Origin of the sequence: Cognatundibacterium jejuense (genome assembly GCF_014284255.1) — a bacterium.
Lineage (GTDB): Bacteria > Pseudomonadota > Gammaproteobacteria > Burkholderiales > Burkholderiaceae_D > Undibacterium > Undibacterium jejuense.
Genome location: NZ_JACOFV010000002.1, coordinates 130773 through 143125, shown reverse-complemented (window position 1 = coordinate 143125; position 12353 = coordinate 130773). Strand labels below are relative to the sequence as shown.

At 46.5% G+C, this 12353-nt stretch carries 15 protein-coding genes; 10 read left to right on the top strand and 5 right to left on the bottom strand.

Features of this window, described 5'->3' with window-relative positions; translation table 11 throughout:
• Positions 1–110: 110 nt before the first annotated feature.
• From aroQ to H8K32_RS03070, 3 genes are all read right to left on the bottom strand, one after another.
• Positions 111–548 carry a type II 3-dehydroquinate dehydratase gene (gene aroQ, locus H8K32_RS03080; RefSeq protein WP_186911014.1) on the bottom strand — a complete coding sequence of 146 codons (438 nt, stop codon included), beginning with the start codon at positions 546–548 and terminating at the stop codon, positions 111–113.
• 72 nt (positions 549–620) lie between these two features.
• On the bottom strand, positions 621–1166 hold the full coding sequence (locus tag H8K32_RS03075) for a TlpA family protein disulfide reductase (protein ID WP_343067921.1): 546 nt from the start codon (positions 1164–1166) through the stop codon (positions 621–623).
• A 32-nt stretch (positions 1167–1198) separates the two neighbouring features.
• Positions 1199–1792 (bottom strand): hypothetical protein, encoded by a 594-nt coding sequence (locus H8K32_RS03070; RefSeq protein WP_186911236.1) that lies wholly within the window; start codon positions 1790–1792, stop codon positions 1199–1201.
• A 93-nt stretch (positions 1793–1885) separates the two neighbouring features.
• On the opposite strand from H8K32_RS03070, the gene mpl reads away from it, so the two are divergent.
• The 9 genes from mpl to H8K32_RS03025 all read left to right on the top strand — a co-directional run bounded on the left by mpl (position 1886) and on the right by H8K32_RS03025 (position 10219).
• Positions 1886–3280 (top strand): UDP-N-acetylmuramate:L-alanyl-gamma-D-glutamyl-meso-diaminopimelate ligase, encoded by a 1395-nt coding sequence (gene mpl, locus H8K32_RS03065; RefSeq protein WP_186911012.1) that lies wholly within the window; start codon positions 1886–1888, stop codon positions 3278–3280.
• Positions 3277–3858: a YqiA/YcfP family alpha/beta fold hydrolase gene (locus H8K32_RS03060; RefSeq protein WP_186911011.1), complete on the top strand. Its 582-nt coding sequence runs from the start codon at positions 3277–3279 to the stop codon at positions 3856–3858. The genes mpl and H8K32_RS03060 overlap by 4 nt, the downstream gene beginning before the upstream one ends.
• A complete protein-coding gene (locus H8K32_RS03055) occupies positions 3836–4492 on the top strand; it encodes a chorismate--pyruvate lyase family protein (RefSeq protein WP_246447094.1) in 657 nt (218 codons plus the stop codon). Before H8K32_RS03060 ends, H8K32_RS03055 begins: the two co-directional genes overlap by 23 nt.
• A 137-nt stretch (positions 4493–4629) precedes the next feature.
• Complete coding sequence (locus H8K32_RS03050) at positions 4630–6750, top strand: ribonuclease catalytic domain-containing protein (RefSeq protein WP_186911010.1); 2121 nt, start codon at positions 4630–4632, stop codon at positions 6748–6750.
• 51 nt (positions 6751–6801) lie between these two features.
• Positions 6802–7695 (top strand): TonB family protein, encoded by an 894-nt coding sequence (locus H8K32_RS03045; RefSeq protein WP_390312897.1) that lies wholly within the window; start codon positions 6802–6804, stop codon positions 7693–7695.
• Positions 7696–7739: 44 nt separating this feature from the next.
• Positions 7740–8576: a shikimate dehydrogenase gene (gene aroE / locus H8K32_RS03040; protein ID WP_186911233.1), complete on the top strand. Its 837-nt coding sequence runs from the start codon at positions 7740–7742 to the stop codon at positions 8574–8576.
• A gap of 27 nt (positions 8577–8603) precedes the next feature.
• Positions 8604–9299 (top strand): monofunctional biosynthetic peptidoglycan transglycosylase, encoded by a 696-nt coding sequence (gene mtgA, locus H8K32_RS03035; protein WP_186911009.1) that lies wholly within the window; start codon positions 8604–8606, stop codon positions 9297–9299.
• A complete protein-coding gene (locus tag H8K32_RS03030) occupies positions 9296–9760 on the top strand; it encodes a hypothetical protein (protein ID WP_186911008.1) in 465 nt (154 codons plus the stop codon). The genes mtgA and H8K32_RS03030 overlap by 4 nt, the downstream gene beginning before the upstream one ends.
• Positions 9761–9829: 69 nt before the next feature.
• Positions 9830–10219 (top strand): VOC family protein, encoded by a 390-nt coding sequence (locus H8K32_RS03025; RefSeq protein WP_186911007.1) that lies wholly within the window; start codon positions 9830–9832, stop codon positions 10217–10219.
• A gap of 21 nt (positions 10220–10240) precedes the next feature.
• Here H8K32_RS03025 and H8K32_RS03020 read toward each other — a convergent pair whose 3' ends face one another.
• Positions 10241–11014 (bottom strand): substrate-binding periplasmic protein, encoded by a 774-nt coding sequence (locus H8K32_RS03020; protein ID WP_186911006.1) that lies wholly within the window; start codon positions 11012–11014, stop codon positions 10241–10243.
• Positions 11015–11079: 65 nt separating this feature from the next.
• On the bottom strand, positions 11080–11370 hold the full coding sequence (locus H8K32_RS03015; RefSeq protein WP_222613001.1) for a YbaK/EbsC family protein: 291 nt from the start codon (positions 11368–11370) through the stop codon (positions 11080–11082).
• 151 nt (positions 11371–11521) lie between these two features.
• Here H8K32_RS03015 and H8K32_RS03010 point away from each other — a divergent pair, with 151 nt between their 5' ends.
• Complete coding sequence (locus H8K32_RS03010; protein WP_186911004.1) at positions 11522–12322, top strand: glutamate racemase; 801 nt, start codon at positions 11522–11524, stop codon at positions 12320–12322.
• Positions 12323–12353: the final 31 nt, after the last annotated feature.

The following is a 12353-nucleotide window of genomic DNA, read 5'->3' as shown; positions in this document are numbered from 1 at the left end:
CTGAAGGGCGCAATATAGAACGATTCTGAAGTTCTTGCAATGCTGCCGGATTGCGGATTGTACATTAAAATAAATGAAAATGTACGTTATTTAAGCGAAGTTAAAAGAAATTAGATATTTTTTAGAGAAAAATCAATAGCCATGCGATAACCGTCAGTGCCACATCCACAAATCACAGCTTTCGCGATTGATGATAAAAAGGAATGGTGACGGAAGGCTTCCCGCGAATGGATATTGGAGATGTGAACTTCAATAAACGGGATGGCGACGCCAGCCAACGCATCACGTAACGCGACACTGGTATGTGTCAGACCACCGGGATTGATGACGATGGCATCAACCTGTTCGAGGCGCGCTGCATGAATTCTGTCGATCAGAGCGCCTTCGTGATTACTTTGGAAAGAGGTCAGTTCAGCACCGACTGCTTGCGCTTGCGCGTAGGCTGCTGCCTCCACTTCGGCTAAAGTCGTCGCGCCATAGGTAGCAGGCTCACGGGTGCCGAGTAAATTCAGATTGGGGCCATTCAGTAGCAGCAGTTTGCTTGCCATAGTCGGATTCAATTTGACGAAGATGGCCGCATTTTGCCGCTAATGACTACAGATTGGCAAGGAAAAAACGACTTACTTTGACTTTTCCGCAGAAAATTTGGTGATGTCAGCACGTAGCTCGTCCATCTTCAGTCGTCCAAGATAGCTTTTGACGACTTTGCCATCGGCGTTAATTAAGATGGTAAAAGGCAGACCGCCAGCCTGGTTGCCCATTTGTCGTGACAGTTCGCTGCCGTCCATGCCTGCCACATATAAGGGATAGCTAATATTGTATTTCTTGGTAAATTCGGCAATATTGCTTGGGCTATCGATGCCTAAGCCTATGATTTGCGTCGATTTACCTTTGAATTCTTTTTGTAAGGCAGATAATTCAGGCATTTCCTGTACACAAGGCGCGCACCAGGTTGCCCAGAAATTCACCACCAGGAAGTGATGTTGCCATTGATTGAGTGCTTGCGGCTTGCCTGCGCTGTCTGGCAGTGTTTTCGCGAGCAACTGTGCGACGGCCTTGTCTTGAGGCGTTTCTGGAGTGGTATTTAGGTTCCCGGCGTAAATTCCAAGACTCAGACCCAGTGCTGCCATGATGGCGGCGAGCGAGATTATTTTTTTGTTCATCATTTTGTTCATCATTAACTCAGCTTCTATGAATGTTAGATTTCAGACGCGATTAAGGCTTGCAAGGCGTTCAGGTTGGCGCGTTCTATACCCTTGCCATTTCCACTGCGGATTGCATCGTGGTCATGCAGCACCAGATGAACGCCTTCGTTTTCAAACATAAAACTCAGGGTTTCTATGCTTTCGTTGCGCTTATTAAATGTTTCCGAGACTTCAAACTGCACATCTTTATTTAATAAGAAGATGGCAACATCCTTATTGTTGTCTGTGTATAGGTGCAAATAGATATCCGAATGAGCGCCAGCGGTACCATTTAATACCGAGCCGACCAGATAGGGATTGAAGCGCTCAAGCTCTGCCATTAACTTTGCAGCGAGTTGCCTTAATTGCAAAAGTCGTTGAGGTTGTGTGTCGCCGAAAAATAATTCGTTGTATTCGCGAACTTCTTGTTCTATTTGCTCGTTATCCGGCAAGACATCGCCTTTGAGTTTTTGATTGCCAAGTAATTGTTTGGCTGCTTTTCGCTTTGCTGTAGCGTAATCGGCGCCGTCTTCCGCAATCATGCGGGCGGCAAGTGCGGCGATTTCTGCTCGCAATGCTTCAGCTTCGGTAGGAGTGTGGATCATCATGTTGGCATCATAACTCAAGATCTATCCCTTCGTGCATAGGGAAACCACGCAGCTCTCAGGTAGAATTACGGGATTCTGAAAATAAGTGAAATTATGCATATTCATATCTTAGGTATCTGCGGCACTTTTATGGGTGGACTTGCTGTTTTAGCAAAAGAAGCCGGGCACACCGTCACCGGCTGTGATGCTAACGTCTATCCGCCGATGAGTACTCAGCTTGAGGCGCAAGGCATACAACTGACGCAAGGCTTTGGGGCGGAACAAGTGGCGCTGGAACCTGATTTATATGTCATTGGTAACGTGGTTTCGCGCGGTAATCCTTTAATGGAAGAAATTCTGAACCGTGGTTTGCCTTATGTTTCTGGTCCGCAATGGATGGGGGAGCATATTTTGCGTGATAAGTGGGTTCTTGCCGTGGCTGGTACGCATGGCAAAACGACCACATCAGCGATGTTAACCTGGATACTTGAATACGCGGGATACGCACCGGGCTTTTTGATAGGTGGTGTTCCGTTGAACTTTGGTATCTCTGCGCGTCTGCACGGAAAGCAATCCTCGGACTTTTTTGTCATTGAAGCCGATGAGTACGACACGGCGTTTTTTGATAAGCGTAGTAAGTTCGTCCATTACCACGCCAAAACCGCCATTCTGAATAATTTAGAATATGATCACGCCGATATTTTTCCTGACGTGACAGCGATAGAAACACAATTCCATCATTTGGTTCGTACTGTTCCGGGTGTCGGTCGTTTAATTGTGAATGGCAACGATGAGTCGCTGGCACGCGTGGTAGCGCGTGGCTGCTGGAGTGAAAAAGAATTTTTTGGTCAGGATCAGGCGTGGCGTCTGGTGTTGAGCGAGGGTGAAGATTTTGATGTGTACTTTAATAATGAGTTGCAAGGCACTGTGCATTGGCAATTGAATGGCGAACACAACCGTCAGAACGCGCTGGCAGCGATTGCCGCAGCGCGCCATGTCGGCGTTACGCCTGCGATCGCGATTGCTGCACTGGCTGAATTTGTTAACGTCAAACGCCGTATGGAAATCCGTGGCGTTGAGCATGGTGTGACTGTGATTGACGATTTTGCCCATCATCCGACGGCGATTACCACCACCGTGGCTGGTTTGCGGCGCAAGCTTGGTACTGCTCGTATTCTGGCTGTGTTAGAACCACGTTCAAATACCATGAAGCTCGGTACCATGAAACAAGCCTTGCCGGATAGTCTGAAAGAAGCGGATTTGGTGTTTGGCTTCGGTGCACACGAAGGAAAAGACGCGCTCGGATGGGATCTGGCGGAAGCTTTATCGCCGCTTGGTAATAAGGCACAGAGCTTCCACCAGTTACCAGAATTAGTCGAAGCGATTGTGGCGGTAGCACGCCCTGGTGATCATGTGTTGGTGATGAGTAATGGCGGTTTTGGTGGCGTTCATCAAAAAATATTGACTGCGCTCAAAGCTAAACATCACCCTGAGGCAGGCTCAGTATGATTTTGTATTTGCATGGTTTTCGTTCGTCGCCAAGTTCGTTCAAGGCGCGCAGGATGCAAGAATATATGCAGCGCATTGGACGTGCTGCAGAATTTTTTTGTCCTGCTTTATCACCGTCACCTGCTTTGGCGATCGCGCAAGCAGAACAAATCTTAGACGGTACTGATCCGGCTGATGTCACCATCATTGGTTCTTCGTTGGGCGGTTATTATGCCACCTGGTTGGCTGAAAAATATGGCTGCAAAGCGATGCTGGTTAACCCTGCGGTGAAACCGCCACGTGAATTAGAAAGCTATGTTGGCGTTACCACGTATTACCATAGCGATGAAGTGTTCGAATTTAAAGCGGAATACGTCGATGAATTACGCGCTTTAGCCGTCGCTAACATCACTCAGCCGGAACGCTACTTTTTATTGGCAGCCACTGGTGATGAAGTGCTCGATTGGCGCGAAATGGTTACCTTTTATCAGGGCGCGCAACAATTAATTATTCAGGGCAGTGATCACGGTCTTGCAGAATTTGCCGACATGTTTGATCAGTTAATGGCATTTTGTGATGGCAAACAAGCTCATGCGTGATGTTTCAATGCCAAACTGTAGCAAAGCGATACGTCGCTCTGCGCTTGCGCATTGGGTTGAGCATGTCAACACTGTTGAGACCTCACCAGCGATGCAGGATTGGTTGTGTAATCGTAATTCATTGACCGCAAGGTTGGTGGCGTGTTGTCAGCAATTCAGAGTACAGCGTTTGTCGCAAAAGCAGAGCCGCTGTCTTGTGGATGAGTTTGTCGAAATCGGGTTATCACGTCCAGCCAAAGTGCATGAGCGTGAAGTGTTGTTGCGTTGTGACGGGGTGGCAATGATCTATGGTCATACGGTAGTGCCATTGTCCGCTACAGCAAGTCAGTGGCCCTTGTTTCGTGCTCTTGGTGAAAAGTCGCTTGGTAGTACTTTGTTTAATGATCCTTTGGTTAAGCGCGGTGTTTTATCGTATGCCCGTTTGCATGCAAGTCATCCTTTGCTGCAAAGAATTAAACGTGAAGTACCTGAAGTTACTGCTACTAGCTTGCCTGCCAGAAGGTCTTTATTCTGGCGTAAAGGAGCTTGTTTATTGGTGACCGAGGTGTTTTTGCCGACCATTTCCAGTTTGACGCTCAAAGAGAAAGCGCCGCTTGAATTATCGCAGCAAGAGCCGCTTGTCCGCACTGCATAAAGCTATACGGTGAAATAAAAAAATTGAAATATAGGAGGGGAGTGAAAGATGCTCCCTAAAATACAGCAAATAGTTAGCGTGAATGACGTCAGATGCGCAACGGTTTGCAAACACAGATGTTTATAAAGAAGTCTTGAATGAATTTATTTTTTGAAGAATCCGGCGATTTTAAAGCAGGTAGTGTGCTGTCTCAGGCAGGCGAAGCCTATCAGGTAGAGTTAGCGAGCGGTAAGCGTAGCAAGATCAAAGCGAAAGACGTGTTGCTGCAATTTACTGCCCCTGATCCAGCCACGTTGCTTGAACAAGCAAAGGCAGCAGCGACAGAGATTGATCTGGAATTCTTATGGGAAGTGGCAGGGCAAGAAGAATTTGGCTTTGCTGAATTGGGCGCCGAATATTTTGGCCATGCGCCACATCCGGTAGAAGCGGCTGGATTGATTTTTGCATTGCACTCTGCGCCTGTGTATTTCTACAAAAAAGGCCGTGGTCGTTACAAAGCGGCACCAGAGGCTTCACTCAAAGCAGCATTGGCTGGTATCGAAAAAAAGAAGCAACAATTGCTGATTCAGGCGGGTTATGTAGAAGACTTAAAACAAAGCAAGTTACCAGATGCAATGAAAGCATTGGCGTTGCAGTTATTGTTTAAACCGGATAAAAACAGCATTGAATACAAAGCATTGGCAGAAGCTTGCGATGTGATGCAAACCTCAGCACAGCGCTTGATGCTGGCGGTAGGTGGTATCAGTAGTCCAAAAGATTTACATCTGGCGAAATTTCACTTTGAGAATTTTCCCAAAGGTGTCGCTTTTCCAGCAATCCAGGTTCCGGCATTGCCTACTGATTTACCAGTTGCGGATGTACAGGCATTTTCTATTGACGACGTCACCACGACCGAAATTGATGATGCCTTCTCCGTAGTGGAACTCGGTGACGGCAAGCTGCGTGTGGGTATCCATATTGCAGCACCAGCACTCGGCATACAACGTGGCGACGCGATTGACCAAATTGCACGTGCCCGTATGTCGACGGTGTATATGCCGGGTGACAAAATTACGATGTTGCCAGATGATCTGGTCAATACCTATACGCTTGGTGCCGGTCAAACCCGTCCTGCTTTGTCTTTGTACGCTACGATCAATACTGAAGACTGGTCAGTCATTGCAACAGAAACCAAAGTTGAAGCGATACCGATGGCGTCGAATTTACGCCATAATGATCTGGATGCCTTGGTCACTGAAGAAAATCTGGCAAATAACGCCGGAGAATATCCGCACAAAACCGAAATTGCCCACATCTGGAAGTGGGCGCTGGAATTAGAAAAAGGCCGCATGGCAAAGCGCGAAAGTTTTGGCATGAAACCAGAGCAAACTAATCGCGTCGATTTTAATTTCTATGTAGAAGATGATGTGGTCAGCATCGTGCGCCGTAAGCGTGGCGCACCGCTAGATAAAATGGTTGCTGAGCTGATGATTTTCGCTAACAGCACCTGGGGTAAGCTGATGGCGGATCACGGCATTCCGGGGATCTATCGAGCCCAAGGCGTCGCTGGTGGCCGTGGACAGGGCGGTTGGGCCGGACGTATGCAAGTGCGCATGCTCACACACGCAGCTCCGCATCAGGGATTGGGCGTTGATCAATATGCATGGAGCACTTCACCATTGCGTCGCTACACCGATCTGGTCAATCAATGGCAGATTATCGCTTGCGTCGAACACGGCATTACCGCGCCTTTGGTTGCCACTTTCAAACCGAAAGACGCTGATCTGTTTGCGATTGTTTCTGGCTTTGATGCAGCTTATTCTGCGTATGCTGATTTCCAGAATAATATGGAACGTTACTGGTGTCTGCGCTGGTTGCAACAAGAAAGCGCACGTCAGGTCGATGCGGTAGTGCTGAAAGATGAAATTTTGCGACTGGTCGATATCCCTCTCGTGATACGCTTACCGGGGATGCCGCAAACGGCGCGTGGTGCACAAGTGAAATTGGATATTTTGCGTTGGGATGAAGTCGATCTCAGCGTTGAGGCACGTTTGCTGGAAGTCTTGAATACCGTCACTGAACTTGGTGAGGATGAAGGCATGGAAGAAGAATTAGAAGCGGAGTTGGAGCAAGAAGCGAAAGCTGAAGCTGCCAATGCTGCGGACAGCGAGGTTGTCAGCGATGTTGTCAATGATACGCAACCAGAATTTGAGAATGACGAAGATGGTATTTCAGCTAACCCAGAAATTACTGCTTCTCAAGAAAATACGCAGCCATAATTGTTGGATAGTATCCAACCAGAGATCAACAATAAGACAGGTAACATACCATTGAAATCTATTTTCGATAATTTGATACTGACTATCGCCATCACGATTTCCGTGATGGTACACGCGGTTTTGATGCTGGTTCATTTCGTCGTCCCTGATACTGCAGAAACCAAGGCCGCTGATCCAGGCTTAGAAGTGATTTTGGTGAATTCCAAACACGATAAAAAGCCTTTAAAGGCGGAGGCATTGGCACAAGCAGATCTGGATGGTGGCGGAGCGAACGATACAGGACGTAGTAAGTCACCGCTACCCGATATGCAAAAAAGCGAGGATGGCGATAATGTCCGTGCCGCGACCAAGCGCATAGAAGAACTGGAGCAACAGCAAAAGCAGTTGCTGGATCAAGCTAAGCAACAAGAAAAATTCCGTTTGCCACAACAGGATAAACGTCGACTCGACGATAGTCGTTCACCTGCAAAGGGCGACGATGATTTAAACACGACCAAAGCCTTGGCAAGGATGGCGGCGGAGATTTCTCAAACTATCGAAGATCAGAACAAACGTCCTCGTAAAACCTTCATTACACCGAGCACGCAAAAAGTCGGTTATGCGATGTATTACAAAGAAATGCAAAAACGCATAGAAGATTTTGGTACTGTGCATTTTCCGCAAAAAGAAGGCAAAAAGCTGTATGGCGAATTGATTGTGTATATCCCGATTTTTCAGGATGGCACAATCTACGAAAAAGATGGCGGCCCGCGCATAGAAAAATCCTCCGGTAGCAAGGCCCTTGATAAAGCGGCGTTGCGCATCGTGAGACACGCTGCACCGTTCGGAAAATTCCCGCAAAACATGCGTTCGACGGACAAAGATGATTTATGGGTGGTGATTACCCGTTTCAAATTTACCCGCGACGAACAACTGGAAACCGAATTGCGCGGAGGTAAAAGTTGAATACGCACTTACCTCATAACGTAAGTGAAGCCGAATCGGAAAGAATCGATCAGTATGTGGTGATTGGCAATCCGATTGCGCACAGCAAATCTCCTGCTATCCATGCTGCTTTTGCACAGCAGACGGCGCAAACGATGAGATACGAACGTCTACTCGCACCAATTGATGGTTTTGTCGCGAGTATAGAAGCCTTTCGTCAGCAAGGCGGAAGAGGCGCTAACGTGACGGTGCCATTTAAGCTGGAAGCTTATGCGCTGGCAAGCAAGTTGACACCGCGCGCAGCGGCGGCTGGCGCAGTCAATACCTTGAAATTTGATACCGATCACATCATCGGAGATAACACAGATGGAATGGGGTTGGTCGCTGATATCGTCAACAATGCTGGCATCAACCTGTCTGGCAAACGTATTTTGTTACTAGGTGCCGGTGGTGGTGCGCGCGGTGCTGTGTTACCGCTGTTGGAGCAATTGCCCGTATCATTGACGATTGCTAATCGCACACTTTCTAAAGCACAGGATTTACAAAAAATCGCGCATGATTTTTTACCTGATGCGCAAGTTGATTGCGCCAGTTTTTCGGATGTGGCAGGCCATTTTGATGTCATTATTAATGCAACTTCCGCCAGCTTGAATGACGATGTTCCGCCAATATCAGCTACTCTATTCAGCCCACAAACCTTGGCCTACGACATGATGTACGGTGCGCAACCAACCGCCTTTTTGCGCTTTGCGGAACAATCAGGCGCAATATGCCGTGATGGATTGGGCATGCTGGTAGAGCAAGCCGCGGAGGCATTTTTTGTGTGGCGTGGCGTGCGTCCGCAGACGTCAACGGTATTAGCAAATCTGCGTGAAGAATTGCCCACTTCAAAACCTGCTTGAAGTTTGCTTGAAGTCTTTATTTAAATTATGAAAATCTTTCGTCGTCTTGTTTTTTGGCTAGTCGGAGTGCCGCTGTTATTGGTGCTGCTATTGCAGGCCTATTTTTTTCTGCAGATCGCCTGGTGGGTGAATTTCAATCCATCGTCGACGAGCTTTATGCGCCATCAGCTCAGTGTCTTGCAAGAAAAAAATCCAGATGCTAAATTGCAGCATCAATGGGTTCCTTACAATCGCATTTCTAATAATCTGAAGCGCGCCGTTATTGCTTCTGAGGATGACAGCTTTGTTGATCACGAAGGTGTTGATTGGGAAGCGATGCAAAAGGCTTATGAAAAAAATCAAAAGAAGGGTAAGGTCGTTTCAGGTGGTTCTACCATCACGCAACAACTGGCTAAAAATTTGTTTTTGTCTGGCGAGCGCAGCTATTTGCGTAAAGGGCAGGAGCTCATCATTACCTACATGCTGGAATCGTGTATGAGTAAAGAAAGAATTTTAGAGATTTACTTGAATTCGGTAGAATGGGGGGGGGGTGTATTTGGTGCTGAAGCTGCGTCGCAGCATTATTACCATATTAGTGCTTCGGCCCTAAGTGTTGCGCAAGCTGCACGCTTGGCCGTGATGTTACCGAAACCCCGTTACTTCGATAAAAACCAAGGCTCTGGCTACTTGCAAAGACGCACAGAGGTTATTGTTAAACGTATGAACAACGCAGAACTTCCATGAGTCTCAAACAACAAAATGGTATTAGTTTAGTCGGGGTCGCGATTTTCTCTATGGCAGTTGCTGCTATCGGCATGAGCCTGCTCTATTGGGAGCGTAATGGCCACTTACCTTTTCAGGATGTGTGGCAACGCTGGGGGAAGTCGGCAAATGTCATCGGGAACGAGTTACAGAAAGCTTCTGGCGTAAAAGACTTAAAGCTACCCGGACAGGAAAGCAATGGCGTACCAACGCCGGTCACAGTTGAAACGGGAGTGCGTCGCTGCACCATTAATGGCAAGGCTGTTTTTTCTGACACCGAATGCACAGACCAAAATTCTACAACCAAGCATTTGAAGCTCAACGATACTCAGGGCTTTGTTCATCCTAAACCAGCTGAATCTGACGATCAGGCAGCCAGTGGCGCCGAGCAGGATTTGCGGTTGAAGATGATAGATAAAGTAATCAATAAATCTGTTCGTTAATGTTCCTAATGCGGTGTCGTAACGCGGTTTAAAAATCAGCGATCAAATAAATATTTAAGGACACTGAGCATGTCAGCTATGTCATTGAGTCACTACAATTTGCGTGCGGATCGCGAAAAGATGGCGTTGCTCAAGGATTTTTATTGTGAATTTGTAGGGCTTAAAGTGGGGCCGCGTGCTGCCCTCAATAGTTATGGATTTTGGCTGTATGCCAGTGATCAGGCAGTTTTACATTTGTCTGAGATACGGAGCGGCGAGCAACGGCAATCTGAATTAAAAACTAGTTTTGATCACGTTGCATTTAATTGTGTAGACAGTCAGGCGATGCAAGAGAAGTTGCAACAGGCTGGCATCGTTTATCGACTTGCCGAAATCCCCGCATCCGAGGGTTTTCCGACTCAACAGCAAATTTTTTTCAATGATCCGTTAGGAAATGGCATAGAGCTAAACTTCGTTTAAGTTGCAATATACGGGCTATAACTATTTTTCTTTTAAATAGACTGCGCGCTCATCCTTAAACGCTTTGCTCTTACGTACCTTCGCAGCTGCCTCCCAAATTGTTTGTACAAGTGAAGCATTCGCATTATAAAAAGAGGTATTAAATAAGAGAAATTGCTCTGCCACTTTGACAGGTTCAGCTTCTTTTACCATGATTTTTTCTAAATCGGGATTGAGCGTGATCAGTCTTTGTGCTTCGTAATTTTGTAATACGATGACTTCCAAAGAATGAGATTTGAGAACCGCAACCAGATCTTCGCTGGTTGGCAAATAAGTGACTTGATAGCCAAGTTCTTCCAGATCTTTGCCTGCGCTATAACCGAGTTGTACGCCAACGTTTTTTTGATTTAGATTTTCAAAGCGATGGTTTTGCCAACGTACCGCGCTATCGGTCCTGCGATAAATGAAAAAGCTATCTGTAAAAAGGCTCAATTCCTTATTGAGCCCTCCCTTGGTGTCGACCGGATAGCTTCCCCACTTAGCGCGATCTTTGTTGAAGCTGGCGGCGATTGCTGCATGAATACGCCCCTCTTTTACCTCATTCTGACAACGCTTCCAAGGCAGACGTATTAGCTCAAACTGCATATCTACCTCTTTTTCTATCATATGAATTTCCGAAATGACTAAGCCTTCATTAGTTCCGGTAATCCAGGGGTAGACCGAGTCGTCTTCGTAGCAGAATTTGAGATTGACGCCGTCAGCGTGGGCGTGCGAAAAAAACATGCCGAGAAGTAACAACACAATAATTTGTGACATAGCACGTTCTCCGCAAAACGAGAATTTTCATTTTAGGCAGAAAATTATTAAATGGAAATGTTTTTTTACATAACCAGCCAATTTTGATTGACCTTTGCAGGTGCAGCAAGTGTAATTTTTTTGCAGGATATTGCTTGCGCTAGCTTTTTAAAATCCAGTTTTCTATCGCCCGGCAAAACCGCAAGGACCAGGATGTTCTCATCTTCTTTGGTACGACAGAGTATGGCTTTGGCACCTTGGCCTACTTCTGTTCCACGCACGGCGGCAACTTTTTCACTATTGCCTTCGGAGGCGTGATGAATTTCTTTGAGGCGGGCATTGTTGGTTATCAGCAAAGATTTTAGTTTTTCAAACATCTTCATTCCTTTTATACTTTGATAAAATTTTTTGCACATGCATTGAAATTTTGACTTTCTGATTCATTGTACAAAGAATCAGAAAGCTGTCTGGTCAGTGTGTCGGATCCCGCTACTGATCTTTTAGATTAATTTTAGGTGTTGCTCAATAATGAAACTTCATCGCCCTATAGGTGTTTTTGATGCAGGTATCGGTAGCTATGCGATCGTAGAAAGAGTCCGTCGTCGTTTCCCATCTCAAGATATTGTCTATTTTGCTGATCGGGCCAGTTTTCCTTATGGTACAAAGACACCACAACAATTATTGCAATCGGTACGTGCCGCCACAGAATATTTGCAACGTCAAGGTTGTGAAGCCGTAGTGTTAGCATCAAACGCGCCGAGCATCGTTGTTCTTGATGACTTGCGCAAGGCGGTCTCTGTACCCGTTATTGGTGTATTTCCTCCGGTGCGTGAAGCCTTGGAAAAATCTGTTTCTAAGCACGTCGCGATTTTAGGTGTGCAATCCATGGTGACGAGCACTGCGATGCAAGCTTACGTCGCAAAGAACACATCGCAACATGACAGCGTGGTTTTGAGCAATGCATCGTCATTAGTTGATCTGGTAGAGAATTTTGATTTTCTTAATAATCCGGAATTCACACAAAAAACTGTGAGTGATTTTATTGCGCAACTTCTCAGTCAACATCCGACCTTGGATGTGATGACAATGTCGTCCACGCATCTTCCGTGGTTGAAATCTTTTTTCGAAACTGCGGCACAGCAGGTGACTTTTCTTGATCCTGCGGATACTGTGTTGGCACAATTGGAGCCATATGTTTCAGCCGGTAGCGGTGTTACCCAATGTCTGGCAACGGCGACAGCGAAATTGAGTTTGTCAGCATTTAATGATGCGCTGGCTTCGTTGCGAACATCTTTGACTGCGACTTTAGTTGAAACCTTGGTTTTGTAGGGCGGGTACAATCCGCTAGTCATGATGCTTA

What these genes read in the sequence shown, in the direction of transcription:
- H8K32_RS03070 (WP_186911236.1), bottom strand. Translation starts at nt 1,792, where the DNA reads ATGATGATCCACACTCCTACCGAAGCTGAAGCATTGCGAGCAGAAATC.
- H8K32_RS03020 (WP_186911006.1), bottom strand. Translation starts at nt 11,014, where the DNA reads ATGTCACAAATTATTGTGTTGTTACTTCTCGGCATGTTTTTTTCGCAC.
- H8K32_RS03010 (WP_186911004.1), top strand. Translation starts at nt 11,522, where the DNA reads ATGAAACTTCATCGCCCTATAGGTGTTTTTGATGCAGGTATCGGTAGC.
- H8K32_RS03025 (WP_186911007.1), top strand. Translation starts at nt 9,830, where the DNA reads ATGTCAGCTATGTCATTGAGTCACTACAATTTGCGTGCGGATCGCGAA.
- aroQ (WP_186911014.1), bottom strand. Translation starts at nt 548, where the DNA reads ATGGCAAGCAAACTGCTGCTACTGAATGGCCCCAATCTGAATTTACTC.
- H8K32_RS03055 (WP_246447094.1), top strand. Translation starts at nt 3,836, where the DNA reads ATGGCAAACAAGCTCATGCGTGATGTTTCAATGCCAAACTGTAGCAAA.
- H8K32_RS03015 (WP_222613001.1), bottom strand. Translation starts at nt 11,370, where the DNA reads ATGTTTGAAAAACTAAAATCTTTGCTGATAACCAACAATGCCCGCCTC.
- H8K32_RS03050 (WP_186911010.1), top strand. Translation starts at nt 4,630, where the DNA reads ATGAATTTATTTTTTGAAGAATCCGGCGATTTTAAAGCAGGTAGTGTG.
- H8K32_RS03060 (WP_186911011.1), top strand. Translation starts at nt 3,277, where the DNA reads ATGATTTTGTATTTGCATGGTTTTCGTTCGTCGCCAAGTTCGTTCAAG.
- mtgA (WP_186911009.1), top strand. Translation starts at nt 8,604, where the DNA reads ATGAAAATCTTTCGTCGTCTTGTTTTTTGGCTAGTCGGAGTGCCGCTG.
- H8K32_RS03075 (WP_343067921.1), bottom strand. Translation starts at nt 1,166, where the DNA reads ATGATGAACAAAAAAATAATCTCGCTCGCCGCCATCATGGCAGCACTG.
- H8K32_RS03030 (WP_186911008.1), top strand. Translation starts at nt 9,296, where the DNA reads ATGAGTCTCAAACAACAAAATGGTATTAGTTTAGTCGGGGTCGCGATT.
- mpl (WP_186911012.1), top strand. Translation starts at nt 1,886, where the DNA reads ATGCATATTCATATCTTAGGTATCTGCGGCACTTTTATGGGTGGACTT.